Source organism: Streptomyces sp. NPDC025833, assembly GCF_055558055.1.
In genome coordinates this window covers 262,496-286,635 of sequence record NZ_JBVHNF010000003.1, presented here as the reverse complement: position 1 = coordinate 286,635, position 24,140 = coordinate 262,496, and the positions used below count along the sequence as shown (strand labels likewise).

Sequence of the window (24,140 nt, the reverse complement as noted above, 5' to 3'; positions counted from 1 at the left end):
CGTGGGGCCGCCGGCCCGCGACCCGGTATCCACGAGATGCCGGTGTCCCCGCGGTGCGCGCCTACGCGACCCCCGCGACCTCCGGGATCCGGAACGGCTTGCCGCAGCCCCCGCAGACGATCGGGGCCTGCGCCAGCACCGACGGGACCACCCGGACGTTGCGACCGCAGTCGCACACCGCCTTGACCCGCACGCCGCCGCCGGAGGAACCGTGCCGGGCGGCCGGGCCGCGGAAGGTGCGCGCGGTGTCGGCCGAGGTGGCCGCCAGGTGGGCCTTCAGGGCGCGCTGCAGCCGCTCGATGGTCGGCCGGTAGCGCCGCTTCGCCTCGGCGTTGAGGGTGACCAGCGAGAAACCGCTGCTGGGGTGCGGCTCCTCGGGGTGGTCCAGGCCCAGTTCCTCGGCGATCGCCAGGAAGCGGCGGTTGTGGTAGCGACCGGCCCGGGAGGTGTCACGGACGCCGCGCGCGGCGGCGATGCCGTGGACGGCCTCGTGGAGCAGTCGTTCGAAGGAGAGCTCGTGGCCGCACGCGGACGAGGACTCTCCGATCAGGGACTCTGGCGCGGCAAGGTCAGGCAGCTCGGGGTGGTTCCGCTGAATATCGGCCCACGCCTGCGCCAGCTCTGCGGCGAGAACAGGTGGTGTCTGTGTCGTGCTCACGTAATGACAACGAGCGGGGGTACCGCTGTGTTCCTATTCCGGGGCATCCCAAATAATTTGCACGTACCCGTCAGTTGCCACTGATGCGTCCTGACGAGGGCGGGTGCGCTGAACTGCGGAGAAGCGTCACAGCTCGTACCAAGCCGGTGCGTAGGTGGCGCCACGCCCCGTGTGTGCGTGCCGGGGCGGCACCGGCGGTCCGCCGCGCAAGAGGGGTTTTCGGCCGCGTCCGGCGCACCGCCCCCACTGCGGTCTGCGTCGCCGGTCGCCGCGACGTTACCGCGCCCCGCCGCGGCCCCCGCGACCGGCCCGTTCCCGGGAACGGACACCGTACGGGCATCCCGGTTGCCGGGACGTGAAATCTCGCCACACCCGCACCCGGAGCACGAACCGGGCGCCTCGCCCCTGGACGGCACCGCGAGCCGGGAGTTAGGTGGCATACGTGGGATGTGCGAGGCGCACGGCACGGGGGCCACACGACCGGGCACAGCGGCGAATCGTCGGCGGATTGGGGCGCATCCATGACACCTGCACTCGTGCGGCAGCACGTGTCCTCCGCGGAGACCACAGCCCGCGTGGACCGGTGCGCACGCGCGCGTGACTGGTCCGAGATCCAGGAGCGGATGCTGGTACCGCTCTACGAAACCGTCTACGAACGGCTCGAAGTGGGCCCCGGCACCCGGCTGCTGGGCCTGCGCTGCGGTTCAGGGCTCGCCCTGCTGATGGCGGCGGCCCGGGGCGCCGCGGTCACCGGCGCCGACTCGGCCTCCCCCGAGCGGCTCGCCCTCGCCCGCGAGCGCCTGATGCCGGACGTCCCGCGCGGCGGGGCCGCGGGCGCGCGGCGCGGCACGCGCGCGCGTGCGGCCGCGGCGCTCCTCGACGGGCTGCCCGCGGACCCGGCCGGCGCGACGGCTCCGTACACCCTGGTGACCCTCTTCGAGCCGGTCGGCGGTGTCCCGGGGGACGCCGAGGGGCTCGGCGGCCTGCTCGCCCGCGCGCTCCCGCTGGCCGCCCGCGGGGCGGCCGTGGTGCTCGCCGGCTGGGGTCCGCCGGAGCGCTGCGCCACCTCGGCGGTGGTGCGGGCGGTCACCGGGCCGGACCGCGCGCCGCGCGGCGGACGGGACCGGCGGACGGTCCGGCGGGACGAGCTGGAGGAGGCCGCCGGACGGGCCGGGCTGAAGCCGGACGGCTCGGGCCGGGTCGCCTGCCCGTTCGGGTACGCCGGGCTCGGCAGTGCCGTACGCGGGCTGCTGTCGACCGGCCTGTTCGACGCGGCGACGGCGGCGGCCGACGACGCCCGGCAGGTCGGCAAGGAGCTGACGGAGGCGCTGCACCCCTACCGGCGCCCGGACGGCACCGTGTGGATGCCGAACGTCTTCCGCTACCTGATCGCCCGGGTGCCCTGAGGCATGCCCGGGTTCAGGCGTCGCCGTTCTTCGTGAGGCGGGTGATCCCGGCGATCCGGTAGGCGTCCGCCTCCTCCAGGGTCTCGCTCTCCAGCAGGGCGCCGGCCAGGGCGTCGAGCTGTCCGCGGTGGTCGCGGAGTTTGCGGCACGCCTCCTCGTAGCACTCGTCCACGATCCGGCGCATCTCGGCGTCGATCACGTCGAGGGTCTGCGGGGCGGCGGCCAGGCCGTACGCCTGCTGGGCGTCGTTCGGGAGCGCGGAGAGCCGCCCGACCCGCTCGCTCATGCCCCAGCGCGACACCATGCCGCGCGCGATGCCGGTCACCTGCTCCAGGTCGCTCTCGGAGCCGGTGGTGATCACGTCGTAGACCACGTGCTCGGCCGCCATGCCGCCGAGCGCGCCGATGATCCGCCCGCGCAGGTACTCCTCGGTGTACGCGTACCTGTCGGCGTCCGGGGTCGACAGGGTGACCCCGAGCGCCCGGCCGCGCGGCACGATCGTGATCTTGCGGACCGGGTCGGCGCCCGGCTGGAGCATGCCCAGCAGGGCGTGTCCGCTCTCGTGGTACGCGGTGCGCCGGCGTTCCTCCTGGGGCATCACCAGCGCCCGCTCCGCGCCGAGCTGGATCTTCTCCAGGGCGTCGGAGAGGTCGGCCGGTGTCACCCGCCGCTGCCCCCGCTTCACGGCGAGCAGCGCTGCCTCGTTGGCGAGGTTCGCCAGCTCCGCGCCCGTCATGCCCGGGGTCGTCCGGGCCACCTTTGCGAGGTCGACGTCGTCGGCGAGCGGGATGTCACGGGTGTGGATCTCCAGGATGGCCTCGCGTCCGCCGCGGTCCGGCGGCGAGACCTGGACCACCCGGTCGAAGCGGCCGGGGCGGGTCAGGGCCGGGTCGAGGATGTCGGCGCGGTTGGTGGCCGCGATCACGATGACGCCCTCCGAGCCGGAGAAGCCGTCCATCTCGGTGAGGATCTGGTTCAGGGTCTGCTCGCGCTCGTCGTGCCCGCCCACCGACGCGCCGCCGCCGCGCGCCCGCCCGATGGTGTCGATCTCGTCGATGAAGATGATCGACGGCGCGACCTTGCGGGCCTCGGCGAACAGCTCCCGCACCCGGGAGGCGCCCACGCCGACGATCATCTCGATGAACTCGGAGGCCGAGGCGGAGAAGAACGGCACGCCCGCCTCGCCGGCCACCGCCCGCGCGAGCAGGGTCTTACCGGTGCCGGGCGGGCCGGCGAGCAGCACACCGCGCGGCATCTTGGCGCCCATCCGGCGGTAGGCGTCGGGGTTCTTCAGGAAGTCGACGACGTCGTTCAGCTCGCCCGCGACCTCGTCGATGCCCGCCACGTCGGCGAACGTGGTGCGCTTCTCCCCCGGCACCAGCTCCACCGGCTTCGGGGGCGCCTTCCGGCCGAGCATGCCGCCCGCGCCGCCGAGTCCCGCGCTCATCCGGCGCGCGACGAACAGCCACACGGCGATCAGCAGCAGCATCGGGGCGAACGAGAGCAGCAGGTTGGACAGGAAGCCGCGGTGCTGGACGACCGGCTCGGCCGTCACGGTGACCTGGTGCCTGGTCAGGTTCGCCCACAGGTCGTCGTGGGCGAAGGACGGCCGCTCGGTGTTGAACTTGGTGTACTCCCCGCCGCCCCCGGGTCTGCCCCGCTCCTTCTTGAGCTGGCCCTGGATCGAGTCGCCCTTGGCGTAGATCTTGGCGACGTTGCCGTCGTTCACCTGCCTGCTGAACTCGGTGTAGGCGATCGTCGGCTCGTTCGCCTGGTCGAAGTAGGACAGCACCAGGTTCGCTATCAGGTACACGATCAGCGCGGTGAGGATCAGCCGCCACCAGCCGCCCCGCATCCGGCGGCCGCCGGGCGGCCGCCGCTGCGGCTCCTGCGGGGCGCCCTCGGTACGCCAGGGCTGGTCGGGAGACCTGCGCGGCGGAGCGGGGTTGCTCATACCGGGACGGTACGGCACCGGGACCGCACCGGCACGCGCAGAGGTGCCCTTCCCGTCGGCGGAGAGGGCGCCCCCGCGGCATACGGGCCGGTCAGCCCATGAACTTCTTGAACTCGTCGGGCAGCTCGAAGTCCTGGGCGCCCTGCTGCGGCAGTCCGAAGGCGCCGCCGTTCTGCGCGGCGGCCTCGCGGCGCTGGGCCTCCTCCAGCTCCTGCTGCCTGCGCTTCATCGGGTTGCCGGAGCGCTGCTTGCCCTTGGCCTTCTTCGGCTGCTTCTTCTGCCGGCCGGGGCCGCCGCCCATGCCCGGGATCCCCGGCATGCCGGGCATGCCACCGCCCTGGGCCATGCGGGACATCATCTTGCGGGCCTCGAAGAACCGCTCGACCAGGTTCTTGACGGCGCTGACCTCGACACCGGAGCCCTTGGCGATACGGGCGCGGCGGGAGCCGTTGATGATCGTCGGTTCCTGGCGCTCGGCCGGGGTCATCGACTTGATGATCGCGGCGGTGCGGTCGACGTCGCGCTCGTCCAGGTTGGCGATCTGGTCCTTGATCTGGCCCATGCCGGGGAGCATGCCGAGCAGCTTGCTGATGCTGCCCATCTTCCTGACCTGCTCCATCTGGGACAGGAAGTCGTCCAGGGTGAAGTCCTGGCCCTTCTTGGACGCCAGCTTGGAGGCCATCTTGGCGGCCTCTTCCTGGCTGAACGTCTTCTCCGCCTGCTCGATCAGGGTGAGCAGGTCGCCCATGTCGAGGATGCGGGAGGCCATCCGGTCCGGGTGGAACGCGTCGAAGTCGTCGAGCTTCTCGCCGTTCGACGCGAACATGATCGGCTTGCCGGTGATCTGCCGGATGGACAGGGCCGCGCCACCGCGGGCGTCACCGTCGAGCTTGGAGAGGACCACGCCGTCGAAGCCGACGCCGTCGCGGAACGCCTCGGCGGTGTTGACGGCGTCCTGGCCGATCATGGCGTCGACCACGAACAGGATCTCGTCCGGGGACACGGCGTCCCGGATGTCCGCGGCCTGCTGCATCATCTCGGCGTCGATGCCGAGGCGGCCGGCGGTGTCCACGATCACGATGTCGTGGACCTTGGACCGCGCGAAGTCGATGGAGTCCTTGGCGACCTTCACCGGGTCGCCGACACCGTTGCCCGGCTCCGGGGCGTAGACGGCGACGCCCGCGCGCTCGGCGACGACGCTGAGCTGGTTGACGGCGTTCGGGCGCTGGAGGTCGCAGGCGACCAGCAGCGGAGAGTGCCCCTGCTCGCGCAGCCACCTGCCGAGCTTGCCCGCGAGGGTGGTCTTGCCGGCGCCCTGGAGGCCGGCCAGCATGATCACGGTCGGCGGCTGCTTGGCGAAGCGCAGGCGCCGGGTCTCGCCGCCGAGGATGGTGACCAGTTCCTCGTTGACGATCTTGAGGACCTGCTGGGCCGGGTTCAGCGCCCGGGAGACCTCGGCGCCGAGCGAGCGCTCCTTGAGGTTCTTGATGAACGCGCGGACGACCGGCAGGGCCACGTCCGCCTCGAGGAGCGCGATGCGGATCTCGCGGGCCGTGGCGTCGATGTCCGCCTCGGAGAGCCGTCCCTTGCCGCGCAGGTTCTTGAAAGTCGCTGACAGGCGATCGGAGAGAGTGTCGAACACGGCGCTCGCGGTCCTCGGGGTCGGTGACGGTCTGTGGGAATCGCCCTCCAGAGTATCCCGGCGCCGCAGGCACCGGGGCAGGGTCACCCGCGCAGGGCCTCCTCCAGGGCCCGGGCCGTCGCCGCGGCGACGGCGGCGGGCAGGGGCGCGCCCGCCGCCGTCGTGACGTAGAACGCGTCCACGGCGTCGGCGCCCAGGGTGGAGACGTGCATGCTCCGCACCCGCACGCCCGCCCGCTCCAGGGCGGTCCCGATGCGGTGCAGCAGGCCCGGCGCGTCCTGGGCGCGGACCTCGATCACCGTGGCGTGCCGGGAGGCCGCCGGGGCCACCGTCACCCGGGGCGGCGGGGCGGTCCGGCCGCGCCGCCGGGGGCGGGCCGCGTCCCGCTCGGCGAGGCGGCCGGCGATGTCCAGGGAGCCGTCCAGGGCGCGGGCGAGGTCGGCGCGCAGCCGGGCCGCCGGGGGCGGTGCGCCGTACTGGGCGGCGACGCGCCAGTCGAGCAGGAGCACCGTGCCGTCGCCGTCCGCGGCGCCCGGCGGGCGCAGGGTGCGCAGCTCGGCCGTGCGGACGGTGAGCCGGTGCACCGCGAGGACCCCGGCGACCGCGGGCAGCACGCCCGGCCGGCCGGGGACGGCGATGCGGAGTTCCACGCCCAGCGGTTCCGGCTCGCCGGGCCGCTCCCCGTCCGGCACCGGTTCGCCGCGGGCGCGCAGGGCGAGGACCGGGCCGCCGGTACGAGCCGCCTCGACGGCGAGGCGCTCCTGCTCGGCGGTGGGCGCGGCGGGCCCGGGCTCGTCGGGGGCGTCCCCGGTGAGCACGGCGCGGACGCGCCGTACGAGGTCGGCGACGAGGGAGGCGCGCCAGGAGGACCAGGCCGCCGGTCCGGTGGCGAGGGCGTCCGCCTCGGTGAGGGCGTGCAGCAGCTCCAGGGTGCCCGGGGTGCCGACCGCCCCGGCGACCGAGCGGACGGTGGCGGGGTCGTCCAGGTCGCGGCGGGTGGCCGTCTCGACCAGCAGCAGGTGGTGGCGGACGAGGGCCGACAGGACGGCCGTGTCGGCGGGGCCGAGGCCGATCCGCGCGGCGACGTCCCCGGCGATGGTCGCGCCGGCCACGGAGTGGTCGCCGGGCCAGCCCTTGCCGAGGTCGTGCAGCAGCGCGGCGACGAGGAGCAGGTCGGGGCGGCCGACGCGGCGGGTGAGGGCGGAGGCGCGGACGGCGGTCTCGATCAGGTGCCGGTCGACCGTCCAGCGGTGGACGGCGTTGCGCTGGGGGCGGCAGCGGACGCGCTCCCAGTCGGGGAGCAGGCGGGTGATCAGCTCCTCGGCCTCCAGTGCCTCCCAGACGTCGACCAGGGGGCGGCCGGCGCCGAGCAGGGTGACCAGCTCTTCGCGGGCCTCGGCGGGCCAGGGCACGGGCAGGGGGCGGGCGGCGGCCAGGCGCCGTACGGCGTGCGGGGAGAGCGGGAGGCCGGCCTGTGCGGCGGCGGCCGCGGCGCGCAGGGGGAGCACGGGGTCGCGTTCGGGGCGCGCGGTGCGGGCGAGCACCACCTCGCCGTCCTGTTCGACGACGCCCTCGGCCAGCGGCGACCGGGCGGCGGCCGGGGCGCCGCCGCCCAGGACGGCGCGCAGGCGGGGCCGTCCGGCGCGGGAGCGCAGGACGCGTCCGACGTCGCGCCAGGTGACGTCGGACGCGTAGGCGATGACGCGCGCCGCCTCGTAGACCTGCCGGAGCAGGGTGTCGGCGTCGAGCAGTCCGAGCCCGGCGGCCACCTGGTCCTGGTCCTGGTGGGCGAGCCGGTCGGTGGCGCGGCCGGTGGCCAGGTGGAGGGCGTCCCGCACGTCGAGGAGGCGGCGCCGGGCGTCGGCGAGGCCCTCGCGCGGGGCGTCGGCGAGCCAGGAGGCGGCCACGGCGCGCAGGGCGGTGGCGTCGCGCAGACCGCCCCGGGCCTCCTTGAGGTCGGGTTCCAGCAGGTACGGCAGTTCGCCGTGCCGGGCGGCCCGGTCGGCGCACAGGTCCCGGAGTTCGGGCAGCCGCCGGGGGGCCCGGGCGCGCCAGTCGGCGAGGGCGGCGGTGCGCAGGCCGGCGGTGAGGTCCGCGTCGCCGGCGAGGTGGCGGGCGTCCAGCAGGCCGAGGTGGGCCTTGAGGTCCTCGCCGGCCGTCCGGCGGGCCTCGGCGGGGGTGCGCACGGAGTGGTCGAGAGAGATCCCGAGGTCCCAGACGGGGTACCAGAGGCGGTCGGCGAGGGCGGCGACCGCGCCGGGGTCGGAGCCGTCGTGGAGCAGGACGAGGTCGAGGTCGCTGCGCGGGGAGAGTTCCCCGCGGCCGTAGCCGCCGACGGCGACGAGCGAGACCCCGCCCGGTCCGCCCGTCCGCCGGCCGGGTCCCGTCCCCTCGTGCTCCCCGGCCGCCGCGGTGAACAGCCCGGCGAGCCAGTCGTCGGTCAGCGCGGCCAGGGCGGTGCGGCGCGCCGGCCCGGACCGCGTCCCCTCGGTGAGGAGGCGCAGCCGGGCCGCCGCGTAGCCGCCGGGGCGCGGCTGCGCCGCCGTGTGTGCTTCCGTGCCCGCCACCCGGTGGCTCCCGTCCTGTGTCCCCTGATCCGGTTTCCGGCGTGTCAGAGCGCGTCCGGCCCGCGCTCGCCCGTGCGGACCCGTACGACCGTCTCGACCGGTACGGACCACACCTTGCCGTCTCCGATCTTGCCGGTGCGGGCCGCTTTCACGACGGCCTCGATGACCTGCTCGGCGTCGTCGTCCTCGGCCAGCACCTCGATACGGATCTTGGGGAGGAGGTCGACGGTGTACTCGGCGCCGCGGTAGACCTCGGTGTGGCCCCGCTGCCGGCCGTAGCCGCTGGCCTCGGTGACCGTCAGTCCGTGGACGCCGAAGGCCTGGAGGGCCTCCTTGATCTCGTCGAGCCGGTACGGCTTGACGACGGCGGTGATGAGCTTCATGCGTCCACCTTCCTGGACTGCGCGGCGGCCGGGGAGAGCGCGGCGGGGCTGCCGGCGACCCCGCCGCCGGCGCCGCTGAAGTCGTACGCGGTCTCGGCGTGCTGCGCCCGGTCGATGCCGGAGACCTCCTCGTCCCGGGTGACCCGCATGCCGAGGGTCCGGTCGAGCAGGAGGGCGAGGACGGCCGAGGCGGCCAGGGAGTAGGCGAGGACCGCGAAGACGCCGGCGCACTGCTTCCAGAGCTGGTCGAAGGAGTGGTCGCCGTAGAGGACGCCGGTGGCGGTGGACTGGCCCTCGCCGGTGGCGAGGAAGCCGATCAGCAGGGAGCCGGTGATGCCGCCGACCATGTGGACGCCGACGACGTCGAGGGAGTCGTCGAAGCCGAACCTGAACTTCAGGCCCACGGCCGCGGCGCAGGCGACCCCGGCGACGGCGCCGACGGCGATCGCGCCGAGCGGGGAGACCGCGCCGCCGGCGGGGGTGATGGCGACCAGGCCGGCGACCGCGCCGGAGGCGGCGCCGAGGGTGGTGCACGCGCCGTGCCGGATCCTCTCCCAGGCGAGCCAGGCCAGCATCGCGGCCGCGGTGGCGATCTGCGTGTTGACGAACATCAGCGCCCCGACGCCGTCGTCGTTGCCGAGCCAGGAGCCGGCGTTGAACCCGAACCAGCCGAACCAGAGCAGGCCGGCGCCGAGCATGACCAGCGGCAGGCTGTGCGGGCGCATCGGGTCCCGGCGGAAGCCGACGCGCCTGCCGATGACGAGGATGACGCCGAGCGCCGCCGCACCGGCGTTGATGTGGACCGCCGTACCGCCCGCGAAGTCGATCACGCCGAGCCGGTAGGCCCAGCCGTCGGCGCCCCAGACCCAGTGGGCGACCGGGAGGTAGACGATCGTGACCCAGAGCGTGATGAAGAGCGCCCAGGCCGAGAACTTCACGCGGTCCGCGAGGGCGCCGCTGATCAGGGCGGGGGTGATGACCGCGAACATCAGCTGGAAGACCATGAAGACGAAGACCGGGATGGTGGAGCCGTCCCAGAGCTGCGTCAGCCCGATGTGGCCGAGGCCGAGCCAGTCGGGGTTCCAGCCGAGGAGGGCGCTGCCCGTGCCGAAGGCGAGGGAGAAGCCGTAGAGCACCCAGAGGAGGGTGACGATCCCGAGGCTGACGAAGCTCATCATCAGCATGTTCAGGGTGCTCTTGACGCGGACCATACCCCCGTAGAAGAAGGCCAGGCCCGGGGTCATGAGCATCACCAGGGCGGAGCAGACGAGCATGAAGCCCGTGTTGGCGGACGACAGCCTGGGTGCGTCCGCCGCCAGCAGGACGGCTGGTGCCATCGGCGTCTCCTCGTGGATCGTGCGGCCCCGTGCGGGCGGTGCCTGAGCGGTCCGGCCGGTGGGAGCGGGCCGGTCGTACGGCTCGAGCCTGACGCGGCGCGGTTTCGGCGGGAGCCCCGCGCTGTTTCGCCGGGGTGACGAAGGTGGCCTGCGTGTTACGCGCCCATGACGTGCGGGCGTTCCGCCGGGAGGTACCGGGGGGACAGGACCGGCCGCGGCGGGCCTCTCGACGACCTGGCATGGGGGAGCCGAGTCGGGCAGTTCGGGAGGACCGGCCGCGGCCGGAATCGGTGGGGCCCGGGGAGGGCGGGAAGGCTCAGGCGCTCTCCGGCAGCTCGACGGCCAGCTTCTCGGAGAGCGCGCCGACCACGGCGAGGTCGCCGTGGTCGCGCACGGCCGCGTCGACCGTCTTGCGGATCCGGGTGTTCACCCGCTCGGAGCGGACCTTCTTGGCGACCTCCATGGCCTGTGCCGTGTACTCGACGGTGGGCTCGGGCTCGCGCTGCAGGAGGTGCACGGTGGCCATGCCGATGAGGTTGAGCGCGTACGACCGCTGGTGCTCGTGGTCCTCGGCGAACAGCTCGACGGCCCGCCGCATGAGCGGCTCGGCGAGGGAGGCGTAAGTGGGGCTGCGCCCGGCGACGTAGGCGAGGTCGCGGAAGGAGTGGGAGTTCTCGCCGTACAGCTCGGCCTCGGAGAAGAAGCGGATCCAGTCGGGGTCCGGCTCGTCCCACTCGCCGACCTCGGCGAAGGTGTCCTCGGCCATGCGGACGGCGCGCTTGGTCCTGCCGGGCTGGCCCATGTTGGCGTAGGCCCGGGCCTCCATCGCGTACAGCATGGACTGGGTGCGCGGGCTCGCGCAGTCGCGGCTGCCGTACTGCGCGAGGTGGATCAGCTCCAGGGCGTCCTCGGGCCGGCCCAGGTGGATCATCTGCCGGCCCATGCTGGAGAGGATGTACGAGCCGAGGGGCTTGTCGCCGGCCTCCTTGGCCGCGTGCAGGGCGAGCACGAAGTACTTCTGCGCGGTGGGCTGGAGCCCGACGTCGTACGACATCCAGCCGGCCAGTTCGGCCAGTTCGGCGGCGACCTTGAACAGCTTGCGGGTGGTGGCCTCGGGCTGGGGCTCCTGGAGCAGGTCGGTGACCTCGTGGAGCTGGCCGACGACCGCCTTGCGGCGCAGTCCGCCGCCGCACTGGGCGTCCCACTGGCGGAACATGCGCGTGGTGCACTCCAGCAGGTCGAGCTCGGGCCGGGACAGCCGGCCCGGCCCGCGGGCGTCGGGCCCTGACCCCGGCCCGGGCGGGACCGCGGGGCCCGGGGCGGGCACGAGCCAGCGCTGCATGGGCTCGATCAGTGACGGTCCGGCGGCCAGGGCGAGCGAGTTGCCGAGGAAGCCGCGCCGGGCCAGCATCAGGTCGCTGCGGGAGAATTCGCCGAGCAGCGCCACCGTCTGCGGGCCAGTCCAGGGCAGGTCGACCCCGGAGTCGGCCGGCGACGGCCGGGCGACGCGCAGGCCGAGGTCCTCGACGGAGACCACGCAGCCGAAGCGCTCCGAGAACAGCTCGGAGAGGATGCGCGGGATGGGTTCGCGCGGGTTCTCCCCGTCGAGCCAGCGGCGGACCCGCGAGGTGTCGGTGGAGATGTGGTTGGCACCCAGCTGACGGGCCCGGCGGTTCACCTGGCGGGCCAGCTCGCCCTTGGACCAGCCGCTGCGCACGAACCACGAGCCGAGCAGCCCGTTGGGGCACTTCTCGGCGTTCGTCCGGCCACCGCCGTTGCCGCCCAAGGGAACGCCCCCCTTCCTGAGACCACTGGTCGCCGACCGCCTGTCGCCGTCGGTACGCCGAGCCCTGCCAGGATGCCGGTGAAGAGGGCCCCCGTCCGCCGGTTCTCACCGTTCGAACGAGTTGACGGCTTGCCTCCGGCATACCCATGAGTGCATGTGCCCCCAGGACTCGCACACTCAGAGTAATCCCGCGATCACCCATCCAGCCACGTGGTTCCCTGAAACGCCACCATTCGCCACCCCTTCGAATGAACCCTCTCCCACCGCGGCGCGATTCACTTGACGCGGGACTGACGGAAGCCGGCGGACTGACGCACGAGGGGGGCGCATGCCTCCTGGCGTGCCACCCGATGCGCCCCAAGGCGCCGCCTTGAGGAGCTGACCGCTCGGGAAGGCGGAGCCGTAGCGTTACGTTCCGCTTCCGTCTCGTTCCGTGTCGTTACCACCGGCGCGCCGGACCCGTTGGAGGGGGCATGGGCTTCACGATCGCCGGCATCCGCGAGCTCCGCTCCGGCACGCGCCGGCGCGGCCGGTCCGCGGAGTGCACCGCCGTCGCCGAGTTCACCGGGCTGTGGGGCTGGGACGTGGTGCCGGGGGCCCGGGCCGCCGGGGGCGCCTGCTCCTGCGGCCGGTCCGGCTGCCCGGCGCCGGGCGCGCACCCGCTGGCCTTCGCGTCCCCGGTGCCCGCGGGTGCCACGCTGGGCGAGGTGAGCCGGGCCTGGTCCGCGTTCCCGGGCGCCTCGGTGATGCTGCCGGTGGGCCAGGCGTTCGACGTCATCGAGGTCTCGGAGGCGGCCGGGCTGCGCGCCCTGGTCCGCCTGGAGCGGATGGGCCTCCCCCTCGGCCCGGTCACGGCCACCCCGGACGGCCGCGCCCACTTCCTCGTCGCGCCCGGCGCCGCCGCCGACCTGCCCCGCCTGCTCTACCGCACGGGCTGGGACGACCCGGCCGCCCTGGACCTGCGCGGCCTCGGCCCCGGCACGCACATCACCGCGCCGCCCTCCGACCGGGGCGGCCTGGGCCCGGTGCGCTGGCTGCGCCCGCCCGCGCTGGACTCGGCGACCCGGCCCCCGGCGGCGCGGCTGCTGCTCGGCACGCTGGCGTACGTCGCCCATCGGTCGCGGGGCTGAGCCGCCGCCGCAAGACGGAGCGCCCGTCCCCGGCTGCACTGCGGGGGCGGGCGCTTGCTCGGACGCGAGAACGGTCCCATGGTCGTGGAGGCCTCCGACGCTCCGGAGGGGGTCAGTCCCCGATCAGCGCGTCCACGAACGCCTCCGGCTCGAACGGCGCGAGATCGTCCGCGCCCTCGCCGAGCCCGATCAGCTTGACCGGCACGCCCAGCTCGCGCTGGACCGCGACCACGATGCCGCCCTTCGCCGTGCCGTCCAGCTTGGTCAGCACGATGCCGGTGATGTCCACGACCTCGGCGAACACGCGGGCCTGCACCAGACCGTTCTGGCCGGTGGTGGCGTCCAGGACGAGCAGCACCTCGTCGAGCGGCGCGTGCTTCTCCACGACCCGCTTCACCTTGCCCAGCTCGTCCATGAGACCGGTCTTGGTGTGCAGCCGTCCGGCGGTGTCGATGAGGACGACGTCGACCCCCATCTCCTTGCCTTCCTTGACCGCGTCGAAGGCGACGGACGCGGGGTCGCCCGCCTCCGGCCCGCGCACGGTGTAGGCGCCGACGCGCTCGCCCCAGGTCTGGAGCTGGTCGGCGGCGGCGGCGCGGAAGGTGTCGGCCGCGCCGAGCACCACGCTGCGGCCGTCGGCCACGAGGACGCGGGCCAGCTTGCCGGTGGTGGTGGTCTTGCCGGTGCCGTTGACGCCGACGACCATCACGATGCCGGGCTTGCGGTCCTCGGGCTCGGTCCTGACCGTGCGGTCGACCTCGGTGCCGACCAGCTTCAGGAGTTCCTCCCGGAGCAGGGCGCGCAGTTCCTCGGGGGTGCGGGTGCCGAGCACCCTGACGCGTTCGCGCAGGCGCTCGACGAGTTCCTGGGTGGGCAGCACACCGACGTCGGCGGTGAGCAGCGTGTCCTCGATCTCCTCCCAGGTGTCCTCGTCCAGGTGCTCGCGCGAGAGCAGCGTGAGCAGGCCCTTGCCGAGGGCGTTCTGCGAGCGGGACAGGCGGGTGCGCAGGCGGACCAGGCGGCCTGCGGTGGGCTCCGGGATCTCGATCCCGGGAGCCTCGACAACGGGGGGCTCCTCGACGACGACCGGTGCGGGCCCGCCCGGGAGATCCACCTCCTCGATCGTCCGGCGCGGTTCGTCGCGCGGCGTCTCGGCCTCGTCGCCGACGTGCGGCTCGGCCGGGGGCGCGGTGATGTCGGGCGCTGCGGGGGGCGGCGGGGGCAGCGGCTTCCGGCGCCGGCTGCCCACGATCAGCCCGCCGAGCGCGCCGAGCACGACCACGGCGATGACTACAGCAAGGATGACGATTTCCATAACCCGACCAGTATCGGCCATGGGGTGCGCCGGGGGCCCGTTTGTGAGTTCCTCCGAGAGACAAACACCGCTTAGCATGAGGACTCGGAGCAAAGTACGATGGTGGACCCTCTATCCACGCGCGTAGAGTCCCCACGTCACCCCGTCCCCCCACCGTCTGGCACCACTTCCATGAGCACATCCGTCGAGACCGAGGGCGCTCTCGAAACCCGTGGTATCGAGCAGGTCCCCGATCACGAGCGCACCGCGAAGACCCGCGCGCTGTTCCCCACCTGGGTCGGTGCGAACATCAGCGTGCTGCTGCTGACCATGGGCGCGAGCCTGGTCGTGGCGTACCACCTGAACTTCTGGCAGGCGCTGATCGTCGCCGTGGCCGCGCCGGCCGTGTCGTACGGCCTGGTCGGTCTGATCGGCATCGCGGGCAAGCGGGGCGGCGCGCCCGGCATGGCGCTGTCGCGGGCGGTCTTCGGGCAGCGCGGCAACCTCCTGCCCGGTTCGCTGATCTGGGTCGCGCGCTGGGGCTGGGAGACGATCAACGCGGTGACCGGCGCGTACGCGCTGCTCACCATCCTGGACATCCTGTTCGGCATCAAGGCCAACGGCGTGCTCGACATGGTGACGCTGCTGGCGTTCGTCGTCTCGACGTTCGCGATCTCCGGGCTCGGCATCAACGCCGTGCAGAAGTGCAACAAGTACGCGACCTACCTCTTCGCCGTCTTCTCGGTGCTGGTCCTGGGCTACCTGGTGGCGAACACCGACTGGTCGGAGGTGCTGCACCAGGGCGCCGGCTCCACGGCCGCGGTGATCACCGGCGTCGGCATGATCGCGGCCGGCGGTGTCAGCTGGATCCCGACCGCGCCGGACTTCACCCGCTACCTGCCGCGCACGGCGTCCTCGAAGGCCATCGTGGGGACGGCGGTGGGCGGCGCCGGTGTCGTCGTGCTGCCGATGGTCCTGATGGGCGCGGTCATGGCGGTCTCCACCCCCGACCTGGCCTCGGCGTCCGACCCGGTCTCCTTCCTCGGCGAGATCCTGCCGACCTGGATCGCCGTGCCGTACCTGTGCATCGCGCTCATCGGCATGCTGCTGATCAACTCGATGTCGATGTACTCGGCGGGCTTCACCGCGCAGACGCTGGGCTTCAAGGTGCCGCGGCACTGGGCGGTCTCGGTGAACGCCGTGATCTCGCTGGTCTTCGGCGGGGTGCTGATGCTGGTGGCGACGAGCTTCATGGGCTCGTTCATCGCCTTCCTGTCCCTGCTGGCGGTCGCCTTCTCGGCGTGGGTCGGCGTGTTCGGCGCGGACATGCTGCGCCGCCCCGACTACGACGGCGAGGCCATGGCGGACACCACCCGAGCCAGCGCCTACTGGTACAAGGGCGGCTTCTCCCCCGCGGCCGTGGCCGCCTGGGCGGTCGGCCTGGTGGCGGGCCTGATGTTCACCACCTCGGACTGGTTCACCGGCCCGCTCGCCGGCAACAACGTCATCGGCGAGTACGGCCTCGGCTGGGTCGCCACCATCGTGATCTCCGGCGTGCTGTACCTGGTGCTGCCGAAGCCGGCGGTGGCCACCGCGGCCCCGGCCGCCGGCGAGACCGCAGAGGTGCCGGCGCCCGCGGGCGCCTGAACACCGGCCCGCTCGGCCACGACCGCCTGGCGCCGCGCCGGCCACCGTCCCCCTCCACCGCACCGGAGGGGGACTTTCCATGCCCGTCACGGCCGTACGTCCCGACGGGGCCCCGCGCCCGATGCGCCTCCCGCGCGGACCCCGCTGCCGTACCCCGCCGAGGACCCGGACCGGGTGTGGGCCGGGTACGGCGGGCGCTTCCCGGACGGAGGCCCGCGCCTACGTCGCCCGGCGGGCGGGACGGGGACGGGACGGCCGCCGCCCCCGGTCCGGGCGGTGTGCCGGGCCGGGGGCGGCGGACGGTGCGGGGAGAGGGGCAGCGGGGACTTGGCCCCTCTCCCCGGTTCGGGGGGCTTCGCCGGGCGGGTCAGCCCATCTCCTCCAGGGACTTGCCCTTCGTCTCCTTGACGAACTTCAGGACGAACGGGATGGAGAGCGCGGCGAAGACGGTGTAGATCACGTAGGTGCCGGAGAGGTTCCAGTCGGCCAGCGACGGGAAGCTCGCGGTGATGGCCCAGTTGGCGATCCACTGCGCGGAGGCGGCGACACCGAGGGCGGCGGCGCGGATCCTGTTCGGGAACATCTCGCCGAGGAAGACCCAGACCACCACGCCCCAGGAGAGGGCGAAGAAGAGGACGAACAGGTGGGCGGCGACCAGGGCGACCCAGCCCTGGGTGCTCGGGAGCTTGCCGTCGACCAGGGGGTGGCTGAACGCCCACGCCTCCAGCGCGAGGCCCACGACCATGCCGGTCGAGCCGATCAGGGCGAGCGGCTTGCGGCCGATGCGGTCCACGAAGATCATCGCGATCACGGTGCCGATGATGTTGATGATCGACGTCGTGAAGGAGTAGAAGAACGATTCCGTCGGGTCGACGCCGACCGACTGCCACAGCGTCGAGGAGTAGTAGAACGCGACGTTGATGCCGACGAACTGCTGGAAGACCGACAGGCCGATGCCGATCCAGACGATCGGCCGGAAGAGGAAGGAGCCGCCGAGCAGGTCCTTGAAGCTGGACTTGTGCTCGCGCTTCATGGCGCGCTCGATCTCGGCGATCCGGGCGTCCAGGTCGATCTTGTCGCCCTCGACCTCCTTGAGCACCTCGCGGGCGCGCTGCTTGCGGCCGACCTCGATGAGGAAGCGGGGCGACTCGGGGATCGCGAAGGAGAGCAGGCCGTAGAGGGCCGCCGGGATCACCATGACGCCGAGCATGACCTGCCAGGCCTCCAGGCCCATCAGCTTGCCGCGCTGGTCACCGCCCGCCGCGTTCAGGATGGCCCAGTTGACGAGCTGGGAGACGGCGATGCCGACCACGATCGCGGCCTGCTGGAAGGAACCGAGGCGGCCGCGGTAGGCCGGCGGGGCGACCTCGGCGATGTAGGCGGGGCCGATGACCGAGGCCATGCCGATGGCGAAGCCGCCGATGATGCGCCAGAAGGCGAGGTCCCACAGGGCGAACGGCAGGGCGGAGCCGATGGCGCTGATGGTGAAGAGGACGGCGGCGATCTGCATGCAGCGGATGCGGCCGATCCGGTCGGCTATGCGGCCGGCCGTGGCGGCACCGATGGCACAGCCGATCAGGGCGATCGCGATGACCTGTGCGAGGGCCGCGGAGCCGATGTCGTAGCGGCTGCGGATGGCCTCGACGGCGCCGTTGATGACGGAGCTGTCGTAACCGAAGAGGAAGCCGCCCATGGCGGCCGCCGCCGCGATGAAGATGACGTGCCCGAGATGTTCGGGGTGAGCCGTTCTGGCTCCTGGCTGAGGTGCCTGCGCTGTGCTGGTCACGTGTAACTCCTCGGGCCACGGCAACGCTGCCGGGGTGGGGGCGAGCCCTTCTGGCTTCCAGTGGCGCATACGTTCGCACCACTTACACCTGAAGGTATAGACAACGCTGCAGAGACTATGCCTTCAAGTTTCGAAATCAATAACTGGACTGATGTGAAATTCAAGATACGACCATCCTGCCCGTGTTCAAGAGCTGAACACAGGGCGGGGCGATTCGCCGTCGGATGCCGGAGGCGGGTCAGCGCAGCCGCTGGGAGATGACCTTCGAGACCCCGTCGCCCTGCATGGAGACGCCGTAGAGCGCGTCGGCCACCTCCATCGTGCGCTTCTGGTGTGTGATCACGATCAGCTGGGACACCTCCTGGAGCTCCTGCATGATGCGGATCAGCCGCTGGAGGTTGGTGTCGTCCAGCGCGGCCTCGACCTCGTCCATGACGTAGAACGGACTCGGCCGGGCCTTGAAGATCGCCACCAGCAGCGCGACGGCCGTCAGGGAGCGCTCGCCGCCCGAGAGCAGGGAGAGCCGCTTGACCTTCTTGCCCGGCGGACGCGCCTCGACGTCCACGCCCGTGGCGAGCATGTCGTCGGGGTCGGTCAGCACCAGGCGGCCCTCGCCACCGGGGAACAGCCGGCCGAAGACGCCCTCGAACTCGCGGGCGGTGTCCCGGTACGCCTCGGTGAACACCTGCTCGACGCGCTCGTCGACCTCCTTCACCACCCGAAGCAGGTCGGCCCGGGTCTTCTTCAGGTCCTCGAGCTGCTCACCGAGGAACTTGTGGCGCTCCTCCAGCGCGGCGAACTCCTCCAGCGCCAGCGGATTGACCTTGCCCAGCTGCTGGTACGCCCGCTCGGCCGCCTTGAGCCGCTTCTCCTGCTCGGCGCGCACGAAGGGGCGGGGCCGGTTCCGCGGGTGCTCCGGGTCCTCCGGCAGCCGCTCGCCGTCGGCGGGGGGCGAGGGCGGCACGAGCCGGTCCGGACCGTACTCCGCCACCAGCCCCTCCGGTTCGACACCCAGCTCCTCCAGCGCCTTGGTCTCCAGCTGCTCTATGCGCAACCTCTTCTCAGCACCTAGTACCTCGCCTCGGTGAACTGAATCCGTCAACTTGTCGAGTTCCGACTTCAGTTCACGGCCGGCCGTGCGGGCGGCGGCCAGCTCCCGCTCGCCCCGGTCCTTGGCCGTCTCGGCGGCGGAGCGCTCCCGCTCGGCCCGGACCAGGGACACCTCGACGTGCGCGAGGAGCTGCCGGGCGCCGGCGGCGACGGCCCCGGCGACGGCCGCCTCGTGCCGCGACCGGGCCCGGCGCCGCTCGGCACGCGCCCGTGCCTCGCGTTCCGCACGGGCCGCCCGGTCCAGGGCGTCGGCGCGGCCGGCGAGCCCCTTGACCCGCTCCTCGTGCGTACGGACCTGGAGACGGGCCTCCATCTCGGTCTGCCGGGCGTTGGCCCCGTCGGCGGCGAGCCGGTCCCGCACCGAGGTGTCCGGCTCCTCGTCCACCGGCAGCTCCTCGGCCACGGCCAGCCGCTCGGCCAGTTCCTCGGCCTCCAGCACGGCCTTCTCCAGCGCGTCCTGCGCGCGCGCCGCGGCCGCTGCCGACCGCTCGGCCTCCCCGGCGGCCCCGCGTGCCTGTCCGGCCAGCCGTCCGAGCTGCTGGGCGACGGCCGACTTCTCCCGGTCGGCGGTCCGCCGGCGCTCCCCCAGTTCCTCGACCAGGACCGCTGCCTGCGCGCGGCGCCCGGCCGCCGCGCGCTGGGCGCCGGCCAGTTCCTCGCAGCGGACGGCCAGGGCGGCCAGCTCGGCGGCGGCCTCGTCGACGGACGCCCGCACCTCCAGCAGGCTGGGCGCGCCCGCCGAACCGCCGTGCGCGAAGTGGGCGCCGAGGAGGTCTCCGTCGGCGGTGACGGCGGTCAGCTCCGGGCGGGCGCGGACCAGGTCCCGGGCGTCCTCCAGGGTGTCGACGACGACGGTGCCGGACAGCAGCCTGCGCACGGCCGGCATGAGGTCGGCGGGGCCGCGGACCAGGTCCGCGGCGAAGGTGTGGGGGCGTGTGAGTGGGGTGCCGGACGGGTGGCCGTCCGCGGGCGCGCCGTGGTCCGTCGCGGCGGTCCCCGCCCGCGCGCCCGGCGCCGGGCCACCGTCCTCGTGCTCCGGGGCGCCCGCCAGGATGAGGGCCGCGCGGCCGCCGTCCTGCTTGCGCAGCAGGGTGAGCGCCTCGGCGGCCGCCGCCGGGGTGGTGACGGCGATCGCGTCCGCCGACGCGCCGAGGGCGGCGGCGAGCGGGACCTCGTGACCCGGTTCGATCGTCAGCAGTTCCGCGGCCGGACCGAGGATCCCGGTGAGCCGGTCCCGGGCGCCCAGCAGTATTCCCGTGCCGTCCTTGCGGCGCAGGCCGAGCGCCAGCGCGTCGTGGCGGGCCTGGGTGGCCGCCCGTTCGCGCTCGGCAGCGGTGAGGGCCTCGCGGGCCGCGCTCAGCTCCGCCTCCGCCTGCGCCAGCTCGCGCCTGGCGGCCTCGTGCCGGCCGGACAGGTCGGCGTCGCCCGCGTCGAGGCCGTCGACCTCCGCCCGGAGCGCCTCGTACTCCTCCTGGGCGCGCACCGCGCGGTCGCCCGCCTCGTCGCGGGCCACGGCCAGCCGGTCGATCTCGGCCTGCGCGGCGGCGGCGCGGGAGCGGGCCGCGCCGACCTGGCCGGTCAGCCGGGCGAGGCCCTCGCGGCGGTCGGCGATGGCACGGGCGGCGTCCTTCAGCGCGCGTTCCTCCGCGGCCAGCTCGCGCTCCAGTTCGGCGCGGTGGGCGACGGTGTCGTCGAGGGCGTGCCGGGCCGCGTCCAGGGCGGCCTCCAGCTCGGCCTCCTGCTCGCGGACGCGGGCGGCCTCGCGTTCCAGGTCCTCGGGGTCCCGGCCGCGCCGCTCCTCGGGGGGCGCGGCGGTGGCGCTCGTGACCCGGGCGTCGGCCAGCGAGACGGTGCCGCGCACGCGTTCGGCGAGCTGGGACAGTTCGTACCAGGTCTGCTGGGCGCGCTGGAGGCGCGGAGCGAGCCGGCGGACCTCGTCCTCCAGCAGGGCCTCGCGCTGGAGGGCCTTCCTCAGCTCCTGCTCGGCGGTCTCCCGGCGTTCCTTCAGGGCCGCCTCGTCGGCGATCTCGGTCCGCAGGGCGTCGCGCAGGCGCACCAGGTCGTCGGCGAGGAGCCGCAGCCGGGCGTCGCGCAGGTCGGCCTGGATGACGGCCGCCCTGCGCGCCACCGCGGCCTGGCGGCCCAGCGGCTTGAGCTGGCGGCGCAGTTCGTCGGTGAGGTCCTGCACGCGGGCGAGGTTGGCGCGCATCGCGTCCAGCTTGCGGAGCGCCTTCTCCTTGCGTTTGCGGTGCTTGAGGACGCCCGCGGCCTCCTCGATGAAGGCGCGGCGGCCCATGGGGTCGGCGTGCAGGACGGAGTCGAGCCGGCCCTGGCCGACGATGACGTGCATCTCGCGGCCGATGCCGGAGTCGGAGAGGAGTTCCTGGATGTCCAGCAGCCGGCAGGTGTCGCCGTTGATCTGGTACTCGCTGCCGCCGTTGCGGAACATGATCCGCGTGAGGGTGACCTCGGCGTACTCGATGGGCAGGGCCCCGTCGGAGTTGTCGATGGTCAGGGACACCTCGGCGCGGCCCAGCGGGGGGCGGCCGGTGGTCCCGGCGAAGATGACGTCCTCCATCTTGCCGCCGCGCAGGGACTTGGCGCCCTGTTCGCCCATGACCCAGCTGAGCGCGTCCACGACGTTGGACTTGCCCGAGCCGTTCGGGCCGACGACACACGTGATCCCTGGTTCGAACCGGAGCGTGGTCGCGGAGGCGAACGACTTGAAGCCGCGGAGGGTCAGGGCCTTGAGGTGCACGCCGCCGGACTCTACCCGGCGCCGCTATCTCACTCCACGGACACTCGCAACCCCTCGGTTTCGCCACTGGACAGGCAGGGCACACCAGATGTTGAAGAAAGTGAAAGGATGTGGGGGGAAAAAACGAAGGGACGCCGAAGCGTCCCTTGCAAATCTGCCGGCCGGTTCGCAGCCGGATGGATCAACTGAGCGGTTGATGGGGGCAGCCCGATCTCTGACACTGCCGGGGAGCGGCACAGTGATCAGGTCAGCGCAGGCTCCGCCTGGTGTGCGTCGATGCTCTCCATGATCCTGTCCTGAGAGGCGGCGGCCGTCAGCGCTTCGTTCTCCGCCTGGATGCGTCCGAGCTCGGACTCCAGGTCCTGGACACGCTGCTGCAACCGTCGCATCTCGGCGAGGAGTCGAGGGTCGGAGCCGCCGACGTAACCGAGAAGCGCCTTTGCCATGATGGATGGTCCTCCACAATGAGTGACCGACCGATGCGGTGTGGGTCGTGAGGGATTCGCACCCGCGGTGCTTGGCACATCCGGGTGTTGCTCTGCTGTTGCTCCATGCCAAACAGCTAAGGTGCGCGGGGCTTTCAGCGTCTCACCAAAAAGTTTGACGGTCAACACGATCACGCCCCGTATTGGTGGGCTCACCGGGGCGAGCGGCCGGGAAAGCGGCGGCGCTGCGATTCCTCCGGGCCCTCGGGGCGTGGCGACCAGCAGTACCTGCGGAGCCTGCCATGCCGCGCCCGTCTTGGCAACCACCAGGGCGTTTCCGCTTTCCGCATGCGCCACCGGCGGTTCGGCCCGCGGACCCGGCGGAACCGGATCAGCGGATGGCGAAGCCGTCGTAGCCGCCGCGCGGTGTGTCCCAGATCTCGGTGACACCGTCGACGCGCCCGGGCGTGTCGCTGCCCTGGAGCCAGTCGAGCAGCCCCTCGCAGTACTCCCGCGGCCCCTCGGCGACCACTTGCACCCGCCCGTCGGCCAGATTGAGAGCAAAGCCACTCAGCCCGCCGATCTCCAGCGCCTTGGCGCGCGTGAACCAGCGGAAACCCACACCCTGCACGTGTCCACGCACCCAGGCGATCAGTCGAACGTCCTCACTCATGGCTGCAACCTAACCGGCCGGTGCCACTCGGGACACATCGTCCCCGGGCGCCATGGGGTACCGTCCGGACGCGGTACATCGCAGTTGTGAACTCGCTCGGCGGAGGAACTCGCTCGGCGGAGGAAGAGGACAGGGACATGGGACGCCACCGACGCTCCGCCGCCGGCCGCGCCGCCGGGGGCCACGTCACGGGCGTCACGCATCCGCAGACTTCCGGTACGGGGAGCGACGACGGCCCGCCCGCGTCCGCCCCCTCCGCCGGGCCGCGTCCGATGCCCATGGGCACCGCGCCCTACCTGAACCCCGAGGCGTACGCCGAGGCCACCGCCAAGGCGCGGGCCTACCTGTTCTCGGCGGACGGGGACGGTCCGCAGGCCGCGCCCGGCCCGGTCCCGGACCCCGGCTCCGACGGTTCCGGCGGTGGCTCCGCCCCGGAGGACGGTCCCTCCCCCGGCCACCGGCGGCGCACCAGGGCCGGGCGGCCGGTGCGCGCGGGTCTGCTCGGCATCGCCGTCGCCGTCGCCCTGGGCGCGGTCGCGGTGGCGACCGGCGTGCTGCCCGGCCTTGACCGGCTCGGCGGCGGTGCGCATCCCGCCGGCGGGGACCGGGTGCGGACCGCGGCGGCGCCGCGCAACACGGAGAGCCCGCAGGGCGGCACCTCGGGCAGCGCCCACACCGGCGACGGAGCCCGCACGGGCGGCCGTACGAGCGGCCCGGCCACCGGTGGCACGGAGCCGTCCGGCGCGACGAGCCCGTCGTCCTCCCCTGCTTCCCCTTCCTCCCCTTCGAAGCAGGCGCCCCGCGAGATCGCCCCGCCGAGGAGGACCCCGGAGAAGCAGGCGCCGGCGGCCGGGCCCGCCAAGCCGTCCACGTCCGCCCGCCCGTCCGCGCCCGTCAAGCCGCCCGAGCCGTCGGCGCCGGCCGAGCGCAAGGCGTCGAAGACGGCCGCGCCCTCGGCGCCGGCCAGGCCCGGGCCGTCCGCGTCCGCCCGGCCCTCGGTACCGGCCGCACCCGAGTCGTCGGCACCGGCCAGCCCTTCGGCCCCCACCAAGCCCGAGCCGTCGACGCCGGCCGCCCCTTCGACGCCGGCCGGGCCCAGGCCGTCCGCCTCCGCCACGTCGGTCCGGCCGAAGCCCAGCCCCACCCCGTCCCGTACGGCCACCGGGAAGCCGTCGCCGACCTCCGCGCCGGTGACGGTGCCGCTGGAGGCGACCGCCGGGGCCGAGGTGCTGAGCCTGGTCAACGACGAGCGGGCGAAGGCCGGGTGCCGCCCGCTCGCGGCGAACTCCGCGCTGACCGGGCTGGCCGAGGCGTACAGCGACGACATGGCCGCGCGCGGCTTCTTCGGCGACACGGACCCCGGCGGCGGAACGCCCTGGAGCCGGGCCGCGAAGGCCGGGATCACGGGTCTCGGCGGCGAGAACCTGGCCAGGGGCCAGGTTGACGCGACCGCCGTGGTGACGGCCTGGATGAACAGCGCCGGGCACCGCGCCAACATCCTGAACTGCGGCTTCGAGACCCTCGGCGTCGGCGTCCACTTCGGCCCGGGCGGGCCTTGGTGGACGCAGGAGTTCGGCTACTGAG

At 73.6% G+C, this 24,140-nt stretch carries 16 protein-coding genes; 4 read left to right on the top strand and 12 right to left on the bottom strand.

The window, feature by feature from the left end:
• Positions 1 to 61: 61 nt before the first annotated feature.
• The gene (locus tag ACZ4K2_RS06405) at positions 62 to 658 is read right to left on the bottom strand and encodes a hypothetical protein (protein ID WP_467474306.1); all 597 of its coding nucleotides are present in this window, start codon (positions 656 to 658) and stop codon (positions 62 to 64) included.
• A 521-nt stretch (positions 659 to 1,179) separates the two neighbouring features.
• On the opposite strand from ACZ4K2_RS06405, the gene ACZ4K2_RS06400 reads away from it, so the two are divergent.
• The gene (locus ACZ4K2_RS06400; RefSeq protein ID WP_467474305.1) at positions 1,180 to 2,064 is read left to right on the top strand and encodes a class I SAM-dependent methyltransferase; all 885 of its coding nucleotides are present in this window, start codon (positions 1,180 to 1,182) and stop codon (positions 2,062 to 2,064) included.
• 13 nt (positions 2,065 to 2,077) lie between these two features.
• Here ACZ4K2_RS06400 and ftsH read toward each other — a convergent pair whose 3' ends face one another.
• From ftsH to nsdA, 6 genes are all read right to left on the bottom strand, one after another.
• The gene (gene ftsH / locus ACZ4K2_RS06395) at positions 2,078 to 4,018 is read right to left on the bottom strand and encodes an ATP-dependent zinc metalloprotease FtsH (protein ID WP_467474303.1); all 1,941 of its coding nucleotides are present in this window, start codon (positions 4,016 to 4,018) and stop codon (positions 2,078 to 2,080) included.
• 91 nt (positions 4,019 to 4,109) lie between these two features.
• Positions 4,110 to 5,660: a signal recognition particle protein gene (gene ffh, locus ACZ4K2_RS06390; RefSeq protein ID WP_467474302.1), complete on the bottom strand. Its 1,551-nt coding sequence runs from the start codon at positions 5,658 to 5,660 to the stop codon at positions 4,110 to 4,112.
• Between the two features lie 83 nt (positions 5,661 to 5,743).
• On the bottom strand, positions 5,744 to 8,227 hold the full coding sequence (locus ACZ4K2_RS06385) for a [protein-PII] uridylyltransferase (RefSeq protein ID WP_467474301.1): 2,484 nt from the start codon (positions 8,225 to 8,227) through the stop codon (positions 5,744 to 5,746).
• Positions 8,228 to 8,271: 44 nt separating this feature from the next.
• Positions 8,272 to 8,610 carry a P-II family nitrogen regulator gene (locus ACZ4K2_RS06380; RefSeq protein ID WP_467474299.1) on the bottom strand — a complete coding sequence of 113 codons (339 nt, stop codon included), beginning with the start codon at positions 8,608 to 8,610 and terminating at the stop codon, positions 8,272 to 8,274.
• Positions 8,607 to 9,947: an ammonium transporter gene (locus ACZ4K2_RS06375; protein ID WP_467474298.1), complete on the bottom strand. Its 1,341-nt coding sequence runs from the start codon at positions 9,945 to 9,947 to the stop codon at positions 8,607 to 8,609. The genes ACZ4K2_RS06380 and ACZ4K2_RS06375 overlap by 4 nt, the downstream gene beginning before the upstream one ends.
• Positions 9,948 to 10,263: 316 nt before the next feature.
• Positions 10,264 to 11,733 (bottom strand): transcriptional repressor NsdA, encoded by a 1,470-nt coding sequence (gene nsdA / locus ACZ4K2_RS06370; RefSeq protein ID WP_467474296.1) that lies wholly within the window; start codon positions 11,731 to 11,733, stop codon positions 10,264 to 10,266.
• A gap of 473 nt (positions 11,734 to 12,206) precedes the next feature.
• Here nsdA and ACZ4K2_RS06365 point away from each other — a divergent pair, with 473 nt between their 5' ends.
• Positions 12,207 to 12,863 carry a bifunctional DNA primase/polymerase gene (locus tag ACZ4K2_RS06365; protein ID WP_467474294.1) on the top strand — a complete coding sequence of 219 codons (657 nt, stop codon included), beginning with the start codon at positions 12,207 to 12,209 and terminating at the stop codon, positions 12,861 to 12,863.
• Between the two features lie 112 nt (positions 12,864 to 12,975).
• Here ACZ4K2_RS06365 and ftsY read toward each other — a convergent pair whose 3' ends face one another.
• Complete coding sequence (gene ftsY / locus ACZ4K2_RS06360) at positions 12,976 to 14,178, bottom strand: signal recognition particle-docking protein FtsY (protein WP_467474292.1); 1,203 nt, start codon at positions 14,176 to 14,178, stop codon at positions 12,976 to 12,978.
• A 171-nt stretch (positions 14,179 to 14,349) separates the two neighbouring features.
• Here ftsY and ACZ4K2_RS06355 point away from each other — a divergent pair, with 171 nt between their 5' ends.
• On the top strand, positions 14,350 to 15,804 hold the full coding sequence (locus tag ACZ4K2_RS06355) for a cytosine permease (RefSeq protein ID WP_467474291.1): 1,455 nt from the start codon (positions 14,350 to 14,352) through the stop codon (positions 15,802 to 15,804).
• Positions 15,805 to 16,171: 367 nt separating this feature from the next.
• Here ACZ4K2_RS06355 and ACZ4K2_RS06350 read toward each other — a convergent pair whose 3' ends face one another.
• The 4 genes from ACZ4K2_RS06350 to ACZ4K2_RS06335 form a co-directional block, all read right to left on the bottom strand.
• Positions 16,172 to 17,590 (bottom strand): sugar porter family MFS transporter, encoded by a 1,419-nt coding sequence (locus ACZ4K2_RS06350; protein WP_467474289.1) that lies wholly within the window; start codon positions 17,588 to 17,590, stop codon positions 16,172 to 16,174.
• A gap of 238 nt (positions 17,591 to 17,828) precedes the next feature.
• Positions 17,829 to 21,458, bottom strand: a complete 3,630-nt coding sequence (gene smc, locus ACZ4K2_RS06345) for a chromosome segregation protein SMC (protein WP_467474288.1) — start codon at positions 21,456 to 21,458, stop codon at positions 17,829 to 17,831.
• Positions 21,459 to 21,700: 242 nt separating this feature from the next.
• Positions 21,701 to 21,904, bottom strand: coding sequence for a hypothetical protein (locus tag ACZ4K2_RS06340; RefSeq protein WP_030346494.1), 204 nt, complete (start codon positions 21,902 to 21,904; stop codon positions 21,701 to 21,703).
• 370 nt (positions 21,905 to 22,274) lie between these two features.
• Positions 22,275 to 22,556 carry an acylphosphatase gene (locus ACZ4K2_RS06335; protein ID WP_467474286.1) on the bottom strand — a complete coding sequence of 94 codons (282 nt, stop codon included), beginning with the start codon at positions 22,554 to 22,556 and terminating at the stop codon, positions 22,275 to 22,277.
• 137 nt (positions 22,557 to 22,693) lie between these two features.
• Here ACZ4K2_RS06335 and ACZ4K2_RS06330 point away from each other — a divergent pair, with 137 nt between their 5' ends.
• A complete protein-coding gene (locus ACZ4K2_RS06330) occupies positions 22,694 to 24,139 on the top strand; it encodes a CAP domain-containing protein (protein ID WP_467474284.1) in 1,446 nt (481 codons plus the stop codon).
• Position 24,140: the final 1 nt, after the last annotated feature.